Raw genomic sequence first — 18,188 nt, 5'->3', positions numbered from 1 at the left:
CGGCGGCGCGTCAGGCAAAATGAAGCCGACGTTCGCCCTGTTCATCCCTGATGCAGGTCGGCAATCCCATCCTGTCCAGCAGACCCAGGAAGGGCCGTGGCGGCAGTTCCTCGACATTCGCCATCGTCTTGACGTCCCAGTCTCCCCGGGCGATCAGGATGGCGGCGGCGGCGGCCGGAACACCGGCCGTATAGGAGATGCCTTGGCTGGCGACTTCCTTGTAGGCTTCCTCGTGATCGGCGATGTTGTAAATGAACACTTCGCGTTCCTTGCCGTCCTTGATGCCCTTGACCAGATCGCCGATACAAGTCTTGCCCTTGTACTCGGGGGCGAGCGAGGAGGGGTCGGGCAGTACGGCCTTGACGACCTTGAGCGGCACGACCTGCTGGCCTTCGGCGGTCGTGATGGGCTGTTCCGATAGCAGACCAAGATTCTTCAGCACCGTGAAGACAGTGATGTAGCGCTCGCCGAAACCCATCCAGAAGCGCACATGCGGCACGTCCAGATTTTTCGACAAGGAATGAATTTCATCGTGGCCGGTCATATAGGTCGTACGCTCGCCCACCACCGGCAAGTCCCACACCTTCTTGACTTCGAACATCTGGTTCGAAACCCATTGGCGGTTCTGCCAGGACCAGACCTGCCCGGTGAATTCACGGAAGTTGATTTCAGGATCGAAATTGGTCGCGAACCAACGACCATGCTCACCGGCATTGACGTCGATGATGTCCACCGATTCGATCTTGTCGAAATATTCATCGCGCGCGAGGGCCGCGTAGGCGTTGACGACTCCCGGATCGAAACCCGCGCCTAGCACGGCGGTGATGCCCTTGCGCGCGCATTCCTCGCGGCGCTTCCATTCGTAGTTGGCATACCACGGCGGTGCTTCACAGATCTTGAGAGGATCTTCGTGAATGGCGGTATCCAGATAGGCGGCGCCCGTGTCGATGCAGGCGGACAACACCGACATGTTGACGAAGGCCGAGCCTACGTTGATCACGATCTGGCTGCCCGTGGAGCGGATCAGCGCCTTGACGGCCTCGGTATCCAGCGCATCGAGCGTATGCGCCGCGAGCGTGCCGTCCACCTTGAGAGCCTTCTTTTCGTGGACGGATTCGACGATCTTGCGGCACTTTTCCACGGTTCTGGAAGCAATATGCACATCGCCAAGCACATCGTTGTTCTGTGCGCACTTGTGAGCCACGACCTGGGCGACTCCGCCTGCGCCGATGATCAGAACATTCTTTTTCATTTCGTGTGTGAACCTCCTTTGGGAGTTGACGAAAGCCGGCCAGTCTTCAGGAAAGGCTGGCCGCGTAATCCTCGAACGAGAATTCCCGCTGTACCTCGAGGGTGCCATCGAGTTCGCGAACTACGATCGCCGGCATGCGAACGCCGTTGAACCAGTTCTTTTTTACCATCGTGTAACCGGCAGCGTCCTGGATGGACAGCCGGTCACCCACCTGCAGCGCATTCTCGAAGCGGAACTCGCCGAAGATGTCTCCCGCCAGGCAGGATTTTCCACAGACCATATAGGTGTGCGCACCGGTATCGGACTCGATTCTGGCGCGTTCCCGATAGATGAGCAGATCGAGCATATGCGCCTCGACCGAACTGTCGACGATCGCCAGGTGCTTGCCGTTGTACAAAGTGTCCAGCACACTCACTTCCAAGGTCGTGCTGCGCGTGATGGCCGCCTCGCCGGGTTCGAGATAGACCTGTACGCCATAGCGTTGTGCAAACATCCTGAGCCGCTCGCAGAATGCTTCCAGCGGGTAATCCGCGCCGGTGAAATGTATGCCGCCGCCCAGGCTGACCCACTCGACGCGCTCGAACAAGGCGCCGAAGCGCGCCTCGATCCGGCCGAGCATGTCATCGAACAGCTCGAAACTGCGGTTTTCGCAATTGTTGTGGATCATGAAGCCGGAAATCCGTTCGCAATACGGTTCGACCTTGGCGATATCCCACTCCCCCAGACGGCTGTAGGGGCGCGCGGGATCGGCGAGATCGAAGCTGGAGCTGCTCATGCCGGGATTCAGGCGCAGACCGCGCGGCAGCTCGCCGGTGCGATCCATATAACGCTCCAGCTGGCCGATGGAATTGAAAATGATCTTGTCGGCGTACGAGATCACTTCGTCGATTTCATGATCCGCATAGGCCACGCTGTAGGCATGCGTCTCGCCGCCGAATTTCTCGCGGCCCAGCCTGACTTCATACAATGAAGAAGAGGTGGTGCCGTCCATGTGCCGGCGCATGAGATCGAACACCGACCAGGCCGCAAAGCATTTCAGGGCCAGCAGCAGCTTCGCGCCGGAACGCTCGCGCACGAGCTGCAGGATGCGCATATTGCGCAGCAGCTCCTGCTTGTCGATGAGGTAATACGGGGTCTGAATCATTTCGGCGCCGGAGGATCTCTTACGCGATCCACCAGGATTCGGCTGGGGATCTGGGTGAAACCGTGCCCGGTACATCATGCGTACCGCGGCTCTTGCGGGCCCTGAATGAAAGGCCCAGAAAACTCACGCTGTGGTGAGTTCGGTCGACTCCACGGAATCCGCGGCCCTTCGGGGGCGCGAAGGTTACAATCTGGGGGTATTCGATGCAAATACAAGCACACGTCTTCCCGGTATGACGGGTCTCGAGCCGGCCCCGCCGCGGCTCCGGCCCGATCCCGGCCGGCGGCCTTTCAGTGTGAAGCCGATCACTGTATTCGCATCCGGCGGTGCCGAAAGCCCTGCTTGAACCAAGATCCGGCGAATATTCACCGACAGCCGATTGACAGAAGGGAGAATGATCGTTCATTCTTTGCATCGGCGGCAGTTTGAGTTCGCGCAATTCATCGAATTCCGATGCCCTCTGTCCCTGTCCATAGCTCCGAGACCCCCATGTCACGTTCAACGTCCTGGCGCCTTTTCCTGCGCCGCACAGTCTTCGTCCTTTCGAGCGGCGTCGCGCTTGCCGTATTGGGCGCCTGCGGCCGGCAGGCGCCGGATGCCCGGACGCCCGCCGCCATCCCCGTCACGGTGGTGACGCTACAGCCGGCCTCGGTTACGCTGACCCGTGAACTGCCGGGGCGAACCCATCCCTTCCTGGTGGCCGAGGTGCGTCCCCAGGTCACCGGCATCGTGCAGCAGCGCCTGTTCACGGAAGGCGGCCGGGTCAAGGCGGGTCAGGGGCTGTACCAGATCGATGACGCCACTTACCGTGCCGATCTGGCCAGGGCGAAGGCATCGCTTGCCCGTGCCGAGGCGACGCTGAAGTCTGCACACCTCACGGCCACGCGCTCACAGGAGCTGGCCAAGATCGATGCCGTGAGCCAGCAGGACGAGGAGAATGCGATCGCGGCATTGCGCCAGGCCGAGGCCGATGTCGAGGTTGCCAAGGCGGCGGTGCGCAGCGCCGAGATCCTGGTCGGCTACGGGCGGATCGACTCGCCCATCAGCGGTCGTATCGGCCGCTCATCCGTCACCGCAGGTGCGCTGGTGACCGCCAATCAGACCGTTCCCCTGGCCACCGTTCAGCAACTCGATCCGATCTATGTCGATGTGACCCAGTCCAGCGCCGAACTGCTGGCACTGCGCAAGGCGCTGGATACCGGCCGGCTGGAAAGTACCGAGAATCTTCCGGTGACGATCCTGCTGGAGGATGGAGAGCGCTACGCACATGACGGCAAGCTGGCATTTTCCGAGGTTACGGTCGATCCTTCGACCGGAAGTTTTGCACTGCGGGTCGTGGTGCCCAACCCGGACCATGTGTTGCTTCCGGGCATGTATGTACGTGCCATCATCGGTCATGGCGTGCGTCAGAACGCACTGCTGGTGCCGCAGCGAGCCGTGGCGCGCGATCCGCGCGGCAACACCACGGCCATGGTGGTCGGCGAGGACAACACGGTCCAGGTGCGATCGGTGCAGGTCAGCCGCGCGATCGCCGATCAGTGGCTGGTGGAGGGTGGTCTGCTGGCCGGGGACAGGGTGATCGTCGCGGGCCTGCAGAAGGTTCAGGCGGGCGCACTCGTGCAGGCCACCGAAATGGAGATGCCGGAGGATACGCCCAGGGCGCTGAACGCCGGCGGATCCCGGATCGACCCGACGATCGTCGCAGCGGCCCCTCGACGCTGATCCGGAGTCCCCATGGCACGCTTCTTCATCGATCGCCCGATCTTCGCCTGGGTCATCGCGATCGTCATCATGCTGGCCGGCGCGCTGGCGGTCTTTACCCTGCCGGTGTCGATGTATCCCACCATCGCGCCGCCCTCGATCGAGATCCATGCGCTGTATCCCGGTGCCTCGGCCAAAGTCGTCGAAGACTCCGTGACCCAGATCATCGAGCAGAATATGAAGGGCCTGGACGGCCTCATGTACTTCTCCTCGAACAGCGCTGCCAATGGCCAGGCCACGATCAGGCTGACATTCGAGAACGACACCGATCCGGATATTGCACAGGTGCAGGTGCAGAACAAGCTGCAGCTGGCGATGCCGCTGATGCCGCAGGAAGTGCAGCGCCAGGGCATCAGTGTCACCAAGACCAGATCGGGCTTCCTGATAGTGCTGGCCTTCGTTTCCGAAGACGGCGACATGATGCGCAGCGATATCGCCGATTATGCCGCCACCTATCTGGTCGATCCGCTCAGTCGTGTTCCCGGCGTCGGTAATCTGCATGTATTCGGTTCGAGCTACGCCATGCGCATCTGGCTGGATCCGAACAAGCTCAATACCTATCGGCTCGGGATCACCGACGTGATTGCCGCGCTGCGCAGCCAGAATGCGCAGGTCGCTGTCGGTCAGCTCGGCGGTACGCCGGCAGCCGCGGGACAGCAACTCAACGCCACGATCAATGCGCAGGATCGCCTGCATACGCCCGAACAGTTCCGCGACATCATCTTGCGCAGCAACCGCGACGGCTCGGTGCTCAAGCTCGGCGATGTCGCCAGAGTCGAACTCGGCGCCGAAACCTACGATATTTTGAGCCGCTTCAACGGCCAGCCCGCCAGCGGTATCGGTGTCGCCATGGCGAGCGGCGCCAACGCGCTGGAGACGGCCGCCAATGTGCGCGCCGCTCTCGATGAACTGGTTCCTTACTTCCCGCCCGGGTTGAAAGCGATCGTGCCGTTCGATACGACGCCCTTCATCAAGGTGTCGATCAAGAACGTGGTCGAGACGCTGATAGAAGCGATCGTGCTGGTGTTCCTGGTCATGTACCTGTTCCTGCAGAATTTTCGCGCCACCCTGATCCCGACGATCGCGGTGCCGGTGGTTCTGCTGGGAACCTTCGGCGTACTGGCCGTACTCGGCTTCTCGATCAACATGTTGACCATGTTCGCCATGGTGCTGGCTATCGGCCTGCTGGTCGACGATGCGATCGTCGTGGTCGAGAACGTCGAACGAATCATGAGCGAGGAGGGGCTCTCGCCGCTGGAGGCGACCCGCAAGTCGATGGATCAAATCACCGGGGCGCTGGTCGGCATCGGTCTGGTGCTGTCGGCGGTATTCGTACCGATGGCGTTCATGAGCGGTTCCACCGGCATCATCTACCGGCAGTTCTCGGCCACGATCGTGACTGCGATGGCCTTGTCGGTGCTGGTGGCGATCGTGCTGACGCCGGCATTGTGCGCCACCCTGCTCAAGCCTTCGAACAGCGTCGGACACTATGACGAGAAAGGTCTCCTCGGGACGTTCTTCGGTTGGTTCAGCCGTACCTTCGACGATGCCAGCGGCAGGTATCAGCGCGGCGTGCATGGCATCCTCGGCCGGCCAGCGCGCTTCATGACCGTGTTTGGCGCATTGGCCGTCGTGGCCGGTCTTCTGTTCATGCGCCTGCCCGGCGGGTTCCTGCCGCTGGAGGATCAGGGCGTATTCATGACGATGCTACAGGCGCCGGTCGGCGCCACCCAGGAGCGCACGATGGAATCGATCAAGAAGATCGAGCAGCACTACCTGGAGAACGAGAAGGATGCCGTCAAATCCATGTTCGCGATCCAGGGCTTCAGCTTCGCCGGCATGGGGCAGAACAACGGCATGGCCTTCATCGACCTGAAAGACTGGAGCGAGCGCACCTCGAAAGAACTCGGCATCGATGCCGTGGTCGAACGAGCCCAGCGGGCCCTGGGCGGGATCCAGGATGCGCTCGCCTTTGCGTTCAATGTGCCGGCTATGCCGGAACTCGGCACCGCCCAAGGATTCAACTTTTTCCTGCAGGACAATGCCGGCCTCGGTCATGAGGCACTCCTGAGCGCGCGCAACCAGCTGCTGGGCGCCGCGGCCCGCAGCAAGCTGATCGTCAATGTGCGCCCGAACGGGCAGGGGGACGCGCCGCAGTTGCGGATCGAAGTCGACAAGGCGAAGGCCAGTGCGCTGGGGTTGTCGATCGCCGACGTCAATACGACGCTGGCGGCGGCCTGGGGCGGCCAATACGTCGATGATTTCATCGATCGCGGCCGCGTGAAACGCGTCTATCTGCAGGCCGATGCCCCCTACCGCATGGTCCCCGAGGACTTCAACTTGTGGTCGGTACGAAACGACGAGGGCGAAATGGTGCCCTTTCCGGCATTTGCCACCTATCGCTGGGAGTACGGCTCGCCGCGGCTGGAACGCTACAACGGTGTGCCGGCGATGGAGATTCAGGGTGAGGGCAGACCCGGCGTCGCCTCGGGTGACGCCATGGCGGAGATCGAGCGGCTGGTGGCCGATCTGCCGGCGGGTTTCGGTATCGAGTGGACTGCCGTGTCGTATCAGGAACGCCGCTCGGGCGCGCAGGCACCGCTGTTGTATACCTTGTCGCTGCTGGTCGTGTTCCTGTGTCTGGCGGCGCTGTACGAGAGCTGGACGGTGCCCTCCGCGGTGCTGCTGGTAGCGCCGCTGGGCATCCTCGGCGCGGTGCTGGCCAATACCTTGCGCGGCATGGAGCGCGACGTCTACTTTCAGGTGGCGATGCTCACGACGGTCGGCCTGACCAGCAAGAACGCCATCCTGATCGTCGAATTCGCCAAGGCCAATCTGGAAGGCGGCATGCGGTTGATCGAGGCAACCATGCAGGCGGTCCGCATCCGTCTGCGCCCGATCATCATGACTTCGCTGGCCTTCGGCCTCGGCGTGTTGCCGCTGGCGATCGCCAGCGGCGCGGGTTCCGGCGCGCAGCGCGCGATCGGTACAGGTGTGCTGGGCGGCATGATCGTCGGCACCTTGCTGGGCATGTTTTTTGTCCCCTTGTTTTTCGTGGTCGTGCAGCGTCTGTTCGGCGGGCGTCACACGGCCGTATCGGCCGGTGCGAGTGCCGCCCCGGCAGGTTCGCCGGCTGGAGGAGGCAACACCCCATGAGTGACTTGCTGACGATCAAGCGTGCTCCCGTGCCGATGCTCGCCATGCTGGCGAGCCTGGCTGTCGCGGGCTGCGGTATCCTTGAACCCAAACTGCCCGAGGCCGATGCAGCGATCCCGGCACAATGGCCGTTGCCGCCGACCACGGCGATGGCGGCGACGCCGGGAGCCGTCCAGACGCAGGATTTCACTCAGGTTTATGCCGCGGACATCGGCTGGCGAGATTTCTTCGTCGATGCCAGGCTCGAGGAACTGATTGCGCGGGCCCTCGAGAACAACCGGGATCTGCGCACAGCAGTGCTCAATGTCGAGCGCGCCCGCGCACGCTACCGGATCCAACGTGCCGACCGGCTGCCGTCGGTAGGCATCAATGGGACGATGACACGCATCGGCGGGGACGATCGTTCACCCAGCAACGAGTTTACCGCGAGCGTCGGGATCGTCGATTTCGAACTCGATCTGTTCGGCCGTGTGCGCAACCTCAGTCAAGCGGCGCTGCAGCAATACTTTGCCCAAGAGGAAGCGCGCCGCAGCGCGCAGCTCAGCCTGGTGGCGGAGATCGCCAACGCCTATCTGACCTTGATCGCCGACCAGGAATTGCAGCGTGTCGCTCGTGAAGCGTTGATCAACCGCCAGCAGGCGCTGAGCTTGACGGAGAAGCGTTACGAATTGGGGGCGGTATCGGCGCTGGATCTGAGCCAGGCGCAGACTTCGGTGGAGACCGCACGCACCGACTTGTCGCGCTATGCCGGCTTCGTGGCGCAGGACATCAATGCGCTCAGCCTGCTCGTCGGCGCCCCGATCGAAGCGGCGTCGCTGCCGACCCGATTCGAACTGCAGGTCAGCGGACTGAGTCCGTTGCCGGCCAACCTGCCGTCGGAGGTGTTGTTGCGCCGTCCCGATGTGCTGCAGGCCGAATACCTGCTGCGCTCGGCCAACGCCAGCATCGGCGCCGCTCGCGCCGCGTTCTTTCCCTCGATCAGGCTGACCGGTGCCGTCGGCCATGCCAGCGACGAGCTGTCGGATCTTTTCGACGACGGCACGAAATTCTGGAGCTTCTCACCGCAGGTCAATCTGCCGATATTCCAGGGCGGCCGTCTGCGCGGCAGTCTTGGCGTGGCGAGGGTGGATCGCGACATCGCGCTGGCTCAGTACGAAAGGTCGATTCAGGCTGGTTTTCGCGAAGTGGCTGATGCGCTCGCATTGACCCGGACGCTGGCCGAGCAGAAGGCATCCCAGGAAGCGCTGGTGGCTGCTGCGACGCGCGGCGAGGAGCTGTCGCGGGCACGCTATGAGGCGGGCAGCGACAGCTACCTGGTGCTCCTGGATGCGCAGCGCACCCTGTACGCCGCCCAGCAGTCGCTCATCGCCACTCAGCTCGCCGAGCAATCCAATCGGGTCGTTCTGTACAAGGTGCTGGGAGGCGGGTGGAACGAGAACAGCATATGACGTCGCACTCGCAGACGTCCAGAATCGACGCCAGGGCTGAAGCACAGCGCCGCCGGATTCTTACCGCTGCGCAGAAGTGTTTCACCGAGCATGGGTTTCACGCCGCCAGCATGGCGATGATTGCCGATACCGCGGAAATGAGCGCTGGGCTCATCTATCGGTATTTCAAGAGCAAGAGCGAGATCATCCAGGCGATCATCGAGCGCCAGCTCGAAGTGATTCGCCGTGAACTAGCTCAGGTCCATGTTCCCTCCGGCGACCTGGCCGAGAGCATCGTCGAGTCTTTGGCCGAGCGCAAATCCGTCGATGAGGATTCGATGGGCACCACATTGTTCCTGGAGATATCCGCGCAGGCCACGCGCGATCCGCAGACCGCCGCCGCGCTCGCCGAATTCGATACCGTGTTGGGCGTGGAAATCGGCAACTGGCTGAGCGGCAGCCCGGCGCAGGGCGGGTACGGTTTGCCGAAGAGCACCTTGCCGACGCGGGTATTGTTGTTTACCTGCCTGCTCGAGGGCATCAAGATGCGGCTCATCCGCGAGCCCCAGATCGATCAGGCCTTGCTCAAGGATGCGCTGCACCTCATCCTGCCGGCGCTGCTGGAGCCCGAGGAGGGACCGCTCGTTCCTGCCGGCACCGTATCGAAGACCGCGCCGCTGACACGCCGCTGTCGCGGCAGCTCGCGCCGGCCGTAACGACCCGCGGTCTGCGTCGGCCGTAACCGCCTGCATCCCGCGCGGCTGCTACGGACAGTGTTTCATGGCGGCAGGAGGGAAACTTTCGATCCTCTCGAACGTTGGCTGACCCTGCATGCGCGAGATTTTCCATTCGCCTTTTTCTTTGACGAAGTCGTAATAGTGCCGGCCTTCCACATAGTGCCGGGTGTTGGCGCCGTGGTTCGGATTGTTGTAGCCGAGGTGCACAAAGTAGTCGGCGCCGCTCGCCCGCGTTCCTTGGATATCGGTTCTGAGGTTCGAAATACTGCTGAAGGAGCATTGTTCCGCACGAAAGACCGACTGCAGGAAAAGCTCCCTGATGGCCGCTCGTCCGGCTACGCTCGCATGTCCGTAGGCGGACAGATCGTACACGGCGTTCTCGGCGAATAGCGCCATCATGGCATCGATCTTTTTCTCGTCGACGGCCCAGGCATAGTTGACGGCTAGCCGTCCTATCTCGGCTTCCGAGCGTAGCCGCTCCTCTACGCTCTCCCGATCGACGCCGGCGGCCGCATAGCCTATGACGGCGCAGAGCACCGCCGTGATTGCCCACAGATATCTGCTATTCATCGCCAGGAGCGCTTCGAATCATCGTCGTGCCATCGGACCAGGTCCGTTCACTCATCAGAATGAGGCAGAAGCGCCGCGGATGGAATGCAGTCCATCAAGCAATTCTGCAGTGAATTTCTGCAAAAATTCCTGTTTTCGACCTTGTGGCGGCTGCTTAAGCTTAGCTGCCGGTAGAACACGGTAAAGGGGCTGGCGCGGCAATATGCCCGGCATAGCCTTTCCATGCCGCGGGTCAGGCGCCGATGCTGATTTCGGCGACGATAGAGCATCTCCGCGATGCCGTTTTCCATGGGGTTACCGAGGAGCTGACGTAATGATCAACGATCGCCCAAGCGCCAGTTGCAACACGAGTCCGGAGCTTCTAAGGTCACTGCTTGCGCTGGCGCTGGCTGCCACTAGCATGGCGGCGCAGGCGCAGACCTCGATTCCAGCCGGTTCGGCCGGCTCGGCGGTGCTCGAGGAGATCGTCGTTACCGCCGAACGGCGCGAGACGGCCTTGCAGGATACGCCGATCTCGCTCGCTGTCATGGGAGTCGATCAGATCAAGGCGATAGGCGCATTCGAGATCCGCAACATCTCTGATCAGATACCGAATGTTCGCATCAATTCGGTCGCCGGATCGCAGTCGAACATCGGCATCGGCATCCGGGGCGTCTCGGCGACGGATACCCAGCTCGCCATGGATCCCGCGGTCGGCATCTATCTCGACGGCGTATATATCGGCCGGCATACCGGCGCGGTGTTCGATATTGTCGATCTCGAGCGGATCGAGGTGCTGCGCGGCCCCCAGGGCACTCTTTATGGGCGCAACTCGACGGGCGGTACAATCAATCTGGTGACGCGCCGGCCGGGTGACGAACTGGCGTTTGCGCAAACCTTGACTTACGGCAGTGAGGATTTCCTTCGCAGCACGACCCGGGTGAATCTGCCGCTGTCTGAACAGCTGGCCGCCTCGCTGTCGTACAACCACACGCAGCGTGACGGTTATGTAGACAGTCTGTACAGCGGCAAGGATCTCGGCGGTTTCAAATCCGATGCTGCACGCCTTGCTCTACGCTGGACGCCGGGTGAGCGCTTCACGGCCGACTATGCATTCGACTGGTCGCAGCGTCAGGCGAACAACGCATTCGCGCAGCTGGTGCATGTGCGGCCGCTGCAGATCAACCTCGGCGGCCGTTTCTATGAGCAGCTTGCAGCCGTCTCATCGCCGCGGCGCATGCAAAGGCTGCCCCTGATCCAGGACAGCGATGATGAAAATTCGTCTCATGTCTATGGCCATGCGCTGACTCTGGAATGGCGCCCGACAGCCGACCTGTCCGTGAAATCGATCAGTTCATACCGGGCCTGGAAAGAAAACGAGCGGGGCAGCAGTTTCGGTGATGTCGTCGCCGAGGCCGATACCGTGCTCAATGGCTCGACCGGAACCTACATCCCGGCCGGAGAGTGGGTTTCGAGCTTCTACTCCACGCGCCGGGACGATCAGGATCAGTGGAGCCAGGAACTGCAGTTGTTGGGCTCGGCCTTCGAAGATCGGCTGACGTATACCCTCGGAGCCTACTACTTCAGCGAGGACGGCAAGGAATTCAATCCGACGGCGTACGTGCTGCCCGCACAGTTCGCCTTCGGCAGTCAGCCGCCCGCAACCCAGGGATTCCTGTGTGCGGATTTCGTCTCGGCGACGCCGTGTCTGGGCAAGAGCGTACGTCTGGGCAATCCGGTGTTTCGTTATGCGGTCGACAATGAAGCCTATGCGCTTTACGGGCAGGCGACCTGGGGGATCAATGATGCCGTCGATTTCACGCTCGGTGGCCGCTGGTCGAGGGACCGCAGGTCCGCGACCCTGACCACCCTGTTCGGCGGCATACAAGAGACGGTGGCAGGCAGCAAATCCTGGAGCGACTTCAGTCCGAGCGGCAATCTGTCCTGGAAGATCAGGGATGGCCTCAATACTTATTTCAAGGTTTCGAGCGCCTATCGCTCGGGCGGCTTCAATGCCCGCGCGACGACCGTGGCCTCGTTCCTGTCTCCGGTCGATGCCGAAACGGTGGTGGCGTATGAACTTGGCTTGAAGTCCGAATTCTGGGATCGCCGCGCCCGCTTCAATGTGGCGCTGTTCGACATGGACTACAAGGATCGTCAAGTGAAGCAGTTCGAGGCCGGTACCGGCGGCTCATCGCAGCGCTTCGTCAACGCCGGCAAGAGCAGCGCACGAGGAGTGGAGATGGACTTCACAGTGCTGCCTGTCGAAGGCTTGGAACTGCGGTTGAGCTACGGCTACCTCGATGTCAAGTACGATGAATACATCACTGCGATTTCCGATCCGGTGACCGGGCTCGGTACCGGCGTCACCGCCGATGTTTCCGCCAGCGCATCGACGCTGGTGCACGCGCCGGAGCATACCGGGGCGGCAAGCGCCGAGTACACATTTCCTCTGACCAGCTACGGTACCTGGGCATTGTGGGCGGGGGCCACTTACGCCAGCCACCGGGACTTCGATCCGTTGCTTTATTTGTACACCGCGACGCCGGCGCATACCCTGATCGATGCGCGCCTGACGTTGCGTGATATTCCGCTGCAAAAAGGCAATCTGCTCGTTGCGCTCTGGAGCCGCAACCTGGCAAACAAGAAGGTGCGCGAATGGAGCATCGACTTCGGCACCATGGGCTGGGCTATCAGCACCTTCGGCCCCGAACGCACCTTCGGTATCGAGGCGGGATACCAGTTCTGAGCGTCGCCTTGTTGTCGAGCCGCTGCGGCATCGAACGCTGCGGTATGGACCTGATAGGCGGCCGCACGAATGTCCTCAGCTGCCGCTGGCGGCGGTTGGATGTCCCGGTGAATTCCTTGTGGCGAGTTCGTTGGTCAGGTAGTCCGCAAAGGCGCGGACTGCGGCTCGACGCAGCGTCTCGGGAAGCGCGTAGAGACAGATCTCCACGCTGCGGGTGAGTTCCGGAAGATCGAGTGACACCAATTCTGGATCGTCACCGGCGAGAAAGTCCCACGCCAGAGCGGCGCCCAGGCCGGCACGGGCCAACTGCAGCGTGACCGTGCCGGAAGATGCCATGGCGACGATCTTCAGGCCGACGTCGAGTGAGGAAGAAGGCCGCCGCGACAATTCATCGGTGATCTGCGATGTATCCCAGGCGATCCAGTCCACATCGTGCGCATAAAGCGGTTTGCTGCGGCGGCCGGGATAGTTGCGATGAATGTAGGGTCGGACGCGGTAGCGGCCGAGCGAGATACGCTCGAAGCGGTCGATGTTTTCAAACGGAGCAAAGCGCGGAAATATGTGAAGATCGGCGAGACCCTTGTTGACGTCCACGAAATCGTTGGTCATGTCGAGTTGCCAGACGATTTCCGGATGCAGCTGCTGAAATCCGGCCAGCTGCAGGGCGATCAGCCTCAACATGGATTCCGACAGCGAGATCCGCACTACGCCGCGTAGCGATGTGCAGGGCTGGATCGCATGTTGTTCAAGCCGCGTGAACGATCTTTCGATTTCTTCGAACGTCGACAGGAGTTCCTGCCCCTTACCCGTCAGCGAGTAATGCGAAGCCTGTTTCTTGAACAGCGGTGCGCCGACGAAGGCTTCCAGCACACGGATCCGCCTCATGATCGTCGTATAGTTGACGGATAGCCGCTTGGAAGCGCCGGAAACGGTTCCTGCACGATAGAGTGCTAGAAAATAACGAACATCATCCCAGTGGAACATGTCAGGCGATGGTAGCGGCTGATTGTACGGTGGTGCAACTCACCGGCGGTTTTCAGCCAGGCGGCATGCCTGGACCGGGAAGCGAATTGTTCGGCTGGCGAATTCCAGCGCCGCTGCGGCTGGAAAACGACTCCTGTGGAAGGCCGGTAGCACGGTTAATCGCTATAATGTCGTCGTGGATGACAGCATGCAAATACCGGTGAAACTCGCGGCCTCCTGGATCGATGCAGGAAAATCGATAGGGAAGTCAACATGCCCCATGGCACGACCGAAGATAAGCGTCGCGCCCATGCTGGCGTATACGGACAGTCACTGCAGATATTTTTTACGGTTGCTCACTCCCGGGGCCTTGCTGTACTCGGAAATGATCACGGCAGCAGCCATCGTGCGTGGCGATGCGCAGCGCCTGCTGGCGTTCGATCCGGCCGAACATCCGCTCGCACTGCAATTGGGCGGCTGCGATGCGCGCGAACTGGCGCAGGCGGCGCGCATCGGCGAGCAGTTCGGCTATGATGAGATCAACCTGAATTGCGGCTGCCCGAGCGACCGGGTGCGCAGCGGCCGTTTCGGCGCCTGTCTCATGAGCCAGCCGGCGCTGGTCGCGGATTGTATCCAGGCGATGCGCGAGGCCGTGGACATTCCGGTCACGGTGAAGTGCCGTACCGGCATCGATCCGATGCCTGCGGATGCCGCCGATGAGTACGGTTTCCTTACGCGGTTCATACACCGTGTCGCGCAGAGCGGCTGCGATGTTTTTGTGGTTCATGCGCGCCGGGCGGTGCTCGGAGGCCTGAGTCCGAAGCAGAATCGCGAGATTCCCCCGTTGCAGTACGACGTGGTCGAGCGTCTGCGCGCGGACTTTCCTGCGCTGACGCTGATCCTCAACGGCGGCGTGCGTACGCTTCAGGCGGTGCGCGAGCACCTGCGGGTATTCGATGGCGTGATGATCGGACGCGAGGCCTATCAGAATCCCTACCTCATGGCGCAATTGCACCAGGCGGTCTGTGATCCGCAATGGACGGCGCCCTCGCGGGAGCAGGTGATCGAGCAGTTCGTGCCCTATGTGCAAGCGCGACTGAAAGAGGGCCATCGCCTGAGCGGCATGATCCGCCATATCCAGGGCTTGTATGCGGGCCTGCCGCGGGCGCGTTCCTGGCGCCGTTTTCTGGTCGAGCAGGCAGCCCGCCCGGCAGCCGACACGGATGTGCTGGTCGATTCTTTGCGTATCGTGCGGGCGGCGGCATAAGGGCGGAGGCAGACCGCAGCAAGGCCGGTGCCGGTCATGTCGGGCGGAATTGGGGTGTATGCCAAGGTGGCGCAAAAGACTCCGTTGACCGGGAGCGCTGCGGCATTATGTAGCGTCCGGTGTGTATATAATATCCTCGCGCGGTTCCTCCCGCATCGGCGGACCAGGATGGCGGCGAGCGCATAAGGGCACATGGGCAAAGACATAGAACTGGCCATTTTGTTTGCCGACGTGGTCGGCAGCACTCGTATCTATGAAGTCATGGGCGATCTGCTCGCCCGTGACATGGTGCTGACCTGCGTCGAGATCATGCGCTCGGCGACCGAGCAGAATCACGGCACGGTCATCAAGACGATCGGCGATGAGATCATGGCGACGTTTCCAACCGCCAACGATGCGCTGAACGCCGCCAGCAGGATGCAGCACGACATCAACTCCCGCAGCGAGCTCAAGGTCGAAGGTCAGGCCGTGGCGATCCGCATCGGCGGGCATTTCGGCCCGGTGGTGCTGGAGAACCGCGATATCTTCGGTGCCGCCGTGCATACGGCGAATCGGATGACCAGCCAGGCGAAGGCCGGGCAGATCATGGTGACCAGCGCAGTGGTGCAGCGTCTGGCGCCGGAGTGGAGGTCCGCGGTGCGCCAGATCGACGTGGCCACACTCAAAGGCAAGAGCAATGAGGACGAATTGTTCGAGGTATTGTGGCAGAAGGAAGATGCCACGAGCATGCTGCCGGCAATCGCCCTGGGCTCGGGCGTCGCGCGCGAGAGGCAGCGGCCCCGCCGGTTGAGGATACGCTTCCAGGGACGCGAAGTGCTGGTGGATGACGCCAACCCCACGCTGGCGATCGGACGTGCCGAGGAAAACGATGTGGTCGTGAAGGGCAATCTGATCTCGCGTCTGCATGCGCGTATCGAGCTGAACCGCAACAAGTTCGTGCTTGTCGACCAGAGTACCAACGGCACTTTTGTGACGACGCATGAGGGGGAAGAGTCCTTCGTCCGCCGCGACACGGCGCAGTTGAAGGGAGAGGGTCTGATCGGTTTCGGCCGCGCGCCCGAGAGCGGCTCGTCCCTGATCTTGCGATACATCTGCGAAGAATGAGCCGGCCGGCTGTGGCCGGTCCCTGCGGAGCCTTGGAAGGGTGTTTTCCCGGGGAAGGGTGCCTGGCACCGGTTCCGGGAAAGAACCGTTCCGGGAGGCGAACCCCTCCCGGAGCCGGAAGCACTTTCGGTATCAGCCCAATGCCGCCAGTACCTTGCGCTGTTGTGCCCGCAAGGCGTCAGGTACCCGCGCTCCGAACTGATCGAGGTAGGTGCCGATTTCCTGCATTTCAGTGCGCCAGGCGGCCGCATCGACCGACAACAGCGCGTCCAGAGTCGCTGTGTCGACATCCAGGCCGTAGAGATCGAAATCCTGCCGGCGGGGCAGATGGCCGATGGCCGTTTCCTGTGCGCCGACCTTGCCTTCGCAGCGCTCGGTAATCCAGCGCAGGACGCGCAGGTTCTCGCCGAAGCCGGGCCACATGAACCGCCCCTGGGCATCGCGGCGAAACCAGTTGACATGGAAAATGCGCGGCAGTTGTTTCGCCTTGTGCTCGAACGACAGCCAATGCTGCCAGTAATCACCGAAGTTGTAGCCGCAAAAAGGCTTCATGGCCATCGAATCGCGACGCACTACGCCTGTCTGGCCTACGGCGGCGGCGGTGGTTTCCGAGGCCATGCCGGCGCCGACCAACACCCCGTGCGCCCAGTCATGCGCTTCATACACCAGGGGGGCGACTTCGCGGCGTCGGCCGCCGAACAGAATTGCGGAGATGGGTACGCCTTCCGGCGCGTCCGCCAGGGTGGAATAGATGGGATTGCGTTTTGCCGATACCGTAAAGCGGGAGTTCGGATGCGCCGCAGGACCATCGCCGGGCGTGTAGGGCTGACCTTTCCAGTTGGTCGTCGGCGTGCCTTCTTCCAGGCCTTCCCACCAGGGTTGGCCGTCGGCCGTCACAGCGACGTTCGTGAAGATCGTGTCGCGCCGGATCATGTCGTAGGCGTTGTGATTCGTCTTGCTGTTCGTGCCCGGTACAACCCCGAAATAGCCGGCTTCCGGATTGATGGCGCGCAACCGGCCCTCATCGTCGACCTGCATCCAGCAGATGTCGTCGCCCACGGTCCAGATCTTCCAGCCGGGCATGCTTGCCGGCGGCACCAGCATGGCCAGATTCGTCTTGCCGCAGGCCGAGGGGAAGGCTGCGGCGATATAATGCGTGCGGCCTTCCGGGTTTTGCAGGCCCATGATCAGCATGTGTTCTGCCAGCCAGCCCTCGTCACGCGCCTGCCAGCTGGCGATGCGCAGAGCATGGCATTTCTTGCCCAGCAGCGCGTTGCCGCCATAGCCCGAGCCGATACTTTTGATCGTCAGTTCTTCGGGAAAATGCATGATGTAGCGGCGCTCGGGACTCAGATCGCCGATGGAATGCAAGCCCTTCACGAATGAACCTTCGCGCTCGATCCGGCGCAGCGCCTCGGTACCCATACGGGTCATGATGCGCATGTTTGCGACCACGTAGGGGCTGTCGGTGATCTCCACGCCGCAGCGCGAATAGGGGGAATCGATCGGCCCCATGCAGTAGGGAATGACATACAGCGTGCGTCCGCGCATCGCACCTGCGAACAAGGCGTCTACCTTGCGGTGGGCTTCGCCGGGTTCCATCCAGTTGTTGTTCGGCCCGGCATCCTCCTTCGAGCGGGTGCATACGAAAGTCAGATGCTCGACGCGGGCAACATCCGAGGGATCGGATCGATGCAAGTAACAATTCGGGTGGGTGGTCTGGTTGAGCTTGATAAGATCGCCGCTTTCCAGCATCGCCTCGATCAGGTTGGAGTTCTCGGCATCCGATCCCGTGCACCAGTATATCGATGCCGGCTGGGTCAGCCGCGCGACCTCATCTACCCAATTTTTCAGCGATACGTTGGACGTACTCATTACAACTGCATCCTCCAGCAATACCCGGCACCCGTTCTGGCAGGATGCATGGTCTTCAAGTCGATCAAGTGGAAACATCAAATTATACCGTGCTGCGGCGGCCTGTCATGACGACCTGCTCACGTCTGCTGCAGTCTGCAGCGCCAGCACGGTACATTGCCCTGGATCATTGTCTAGGTCGGAAATTTAGTGTGAAAATAGATT

The 18,188-nt window shown here is 61.8% G+C and carries 13 protein-coding genes; 7 read left to right on the top strand and 6 right to left on the bottom strand.

Annotated features, from left to right (window positions below; all coding sequences use genetic code 11):
* Window positions 1-10: 10 nt before the first annotated feature.
* Both ACG33_RS09825 and ACG33_RS09820 read right to left on the bottom strand, forming a co-directional pair.
* Window positions 11-1,252 (bottom strand): saccharopine dehydrogenase family protein, encoded by a 1,242-nt coding sequence (locus ACG33_RS09825; protein WP_066920791.1) that lies wholly within the window; start codon window positions 1,250-1,252, stop codon window positions 11-13.
* A gap of 46 nt (window positions 1,253-1,298) precedes the next feature.
* Window positions 1,299-2,396: a carboxynorspermidine decarboxylase gene (locus tag ACG33_RS09820; RefSeq protein WP_066920789.1), complete on the bottom strand. Its 1,098-nt coding sequence runs from the start codon at window positions 2,394-2,396 to the stop codon at window positions 1,299-1,301.
* A 489-nt stretch (window positions 2,397-2,885) separates the two neighbouring features.
* Here ACG33_RS09820 and ACG33_RS09810 point away from each other — a divergent pair, with 489 nt between their 5' ends.
* The 4 genes from ACG33_RS09810 to ACG33_RS09795 are packed head-to-tail and all read left to right on the top strand — an operon-like array spanning window position 2,886 to window position 9,456.
* On the top strand, window positions 2,886-4,118 hold the full coding sequence (locus tag ACG33_RS09810) for an efflux RND transporter periplasmic adaptor subunit (RefSeq protein WP_066920785.1): 1,233 nt from the start codon (window positions 2,886-2,888) through the stop codon (window positions 4,116-4,118).
* 12 nt (window positions 4,119-4,130) lie between these two features.
* Window positions 4,131-7,313 carry an efflux RND transporter permease subunit gene (locus ACG33_RS09805; RefSeq protein ID WP_066920783.1) on the top strand — a complete coding sequence of 1,061 codons (3,183 nt, stop codon included), beginning with the start codon at window positions 4,131-4,133 and terminating at the stop codon, window positions 7,311-7,313.
* Entirely contained in the window at window positions 7,310-8,761 is a 1,452-nt protein-coding gene (locus tag ACG33_RS09800; RefSeq protein WP_157071737.1) for an efflux transporter outer membrane subunit, read from the top strand. Before ACG33_RS09805 ends, ACG33_RS09800 begins: the two co-directional genes overlap by 4 nt.
* The gene (locus tag ACG33_RS09795) at window positions 8,758-9,456 is read left to right on the top strand and encodes a TetR/AcrR family transcriptional regulator (protein WP_083536690.1); all 699 of its coding nucleotides are present in this window, start codon (window positions 8,758-8,760) and stop codon (window positions 9,454-9,456) included. The genes ACG33_RS09800 and ACG33_RS09795 overlap by 4 nt, the downstream gene beginning before the upstream one ends.
* 48 nt (window positions 9,457-9,504) lie before the next feature.
* Here ACG33_RS09795 and ACG33_RS09790 read toward each other — a convergent pair whose 3' ends face one another.
* Both ACG33_RS09790 and ACG33_RS16350 read right to left on the bottom strand, forming a co-directional pair.
* Entirely contained in the window at window positions 9,505-10,047 is a 543-nt protein-coding gene (locus ACG33_RS09790) for a nuclear transport factor 2 family protein (RefSeq protein WP_066920780.1), read from the bottom strand.
* Between the two features lie 47 nt (window positions 10,048-10,094).
* The gene (locus ACG33_RS16350; RefSeq protein ID WP_168160059.1) at window positions 10,095-10,337 is read right to left on the bottom strand and encodes a hypothetical protein; all 243 of its coding nucleotides are present in this window, start codon (window positions 10,335-10,337) and stop codon (window positions 10,095-10,097) included.
* A 23-nt stretch (window positions 10,338-10,360) separates the two neighbouring features.
* Between ACG33_RS16350 and ACG33_RS09785 the strand changes: the two genes are divergently transcribed.
* Entirely contained in the window at window positions 10,361-12,775 is a 2,415-nt protein-coding gene (locus ACG33_RS09785) for a TonB-dependent receptor (RefSeq protein WP_168160058.1), read from the top strand.
* A 75-nt stretch (window positions 12,776-12,850) separates the two neighbouring features.
* Here ACG33_RS09785 and ACG33_RS09780 read toward each other — a convergent pair whose 3' ends face one another.
* Window positions 12,851-13,759, bottom strand: coding sequence for a LysR family transcriptional regulator (locus ACG33_RS09780; RefSeq protein WP_066920776.1), 909 nt, complete (start codon window positions 13,757-13,759; stop codon window positions 12,851-12,853).
* Between the two features lie 259 nt (window positions 13,760-14,018).
* Between ACG33_RS09780 and dusA the strand changes: the two genes are divergently transcribed.
* Together dusA and ACG33_RS09770 are read left to right on the top strand one after the other, a co-directional pair.
* Entirely contained in the window at window positions 14,019-15,005 is a 987-nt protein-coding gene (dusA, locus tag ACG33_RS09775) for a tRNA dihydrouridine(20/20a) synthase DusA (protein WP_083536686.1), read from the top strand.
* Window positions 15,006-15,197: 192 nt separating this feature from the next.
* Window positions 15,198-16,109, top strand: coding sequence for an adenylate/guanylate cyclase domain-containing protein (locus tag ACG33_RS09770; protein ID WP_066920772.1), 912 nt, complete (start codon window positions 15,198-15,200; stop codon window positions 16,107-16,109).
* Between the two features lie 132 nt (window positions 16,110-16,241).
* On the opposite strand, the gene ACG33_RS09765 is transcribed toward ACG33_RS09770, so the two are convergent.
* Window positions 16,242-17,984 carry a phosphoenolpyruvate carboxykinase (GTP) gene (locus ACG33_RS09765; RefSeq protein ID WP_066920770.1) on the bottom strand — a complete coding sequence of 581 codons (1,743 nt, stop codon included), beginning with the start codon at window positions 17,982-17,984 and terminating at the stop codon, window positions 16,242-16,244.
* Window positions 17,985-18,188: the final 204 nt, after the last annotated feature.

The sequence above is a fragment of the Steroidobacter denitrificans genome (assembly GCF_001579945.1).
GTDB classification, from domain to species: domain Bacteria; phylum Pseudomonadota; class Gammaproteobacteria; order Steroidobacterales; family Steroidobacteraceae; genus Steroidobacter; species Steroidobacter denitrificans.
Note: the sequence above shows the minus strand (reverse complement) of the source record. Positions and strands in the feature narration are given on the sequence as shown.

Excerpts from the sequence above, each read along its gene's own strand:
- dusA (WP_083536686.1), top strand. The coding sequence starts at position 14,019 with ATGGCACGACCGAAGATAAGCGTCGCGCCCATGCTGGCGTATACGGAC.
- ACG33_RS09785 (WP_168160058.1), top strand. The coding sequence starts at position 10,361 with ATGATCAACGATCGCCCAAGCGCCAGTTGCAACACGAGTCCGGAGCTT.
- ACG33_RS09805 (WP_066920783.1), top strand. The coding sequence starts at position 4,131 with ATGGCACGCTTCTTCATCGATCGCCCGATCTTCGCCTGGGTCATCGCG.
- ACG33_RS09795 (WP_083536690.1), top strand. The coding sequence starts at position 8,758 with ATGACGTCGCACTCGCAGACGTCCAGAATCGACGCCAGGGCTGAAGCA.
- ACG33_RS09780 (WP_066920776.1), bottom strand. The coding sequence starts at position 13,759 with ATGTTCCACTGGGATGATGTTCGTTATTTTCTAGCACTCTATCGTGCA.
- ACG33_RS16350 (WP_168160059.1), bottom strand. The coding sequence starts at position 10,337 with ATGGAAAACGGCATCGCGGAGATGCTCTATCGTCGCCGAAATCAGCAT.
- ACG33_RS09800 (WP_157071737.1), top strand. The coding sequence starts at position 7,310 with ATGAGTGACTTGCTGACGATCAAGCGTGCTCCCGTGCCGATGCTCGCC.
- ACG33_RS09765 (WP_066920770.1), bottom strand. The coding sequence starts at position 17,984 with ATGAGTACGTCCAACGTATCGCTGAAAAATTGGGTAGATGAGGTCGCG.
- ACG33_RS09820 (WP_066920789.1), bottom strand. The coding sequence starts at position 2,396 with ATGATTCAGACCCCGTATTACCTCATCGACAAGCAGGAGCTGCTGCGC.
- ACG33_RS09825 (WP_066920791.1), bottom strand. The coding sequence starts at position 1,252 with ATGAAAAAGAATGTTCTGATCATCGGCGCAGGCGGAGTCGCCCAGGTC.
- ACG33_RS09790 (WP_066920780.1), bottom strand. The coding sequence starts at position 10,047 with ATGAATAGCAGATATCTGTGGGCAATCACGGCGGTGCTCTGCGCCGTC.
- ACG33_RS09810 (WP_066920785.1), top strand. The coding sequence starts at position 2,886 with ATGTCACGTTCAACGTCCTGGCGCCTTTTCCTGCGCCGCACAGTCTTC.
- ACG33_RS09770 (WP_066920772.1), top strand. The coding sequence starts at position 15,198 with ATGGGCAAAGACATAGAACTGGCCATTTTGTTTGCCGACGTGGTCGGC.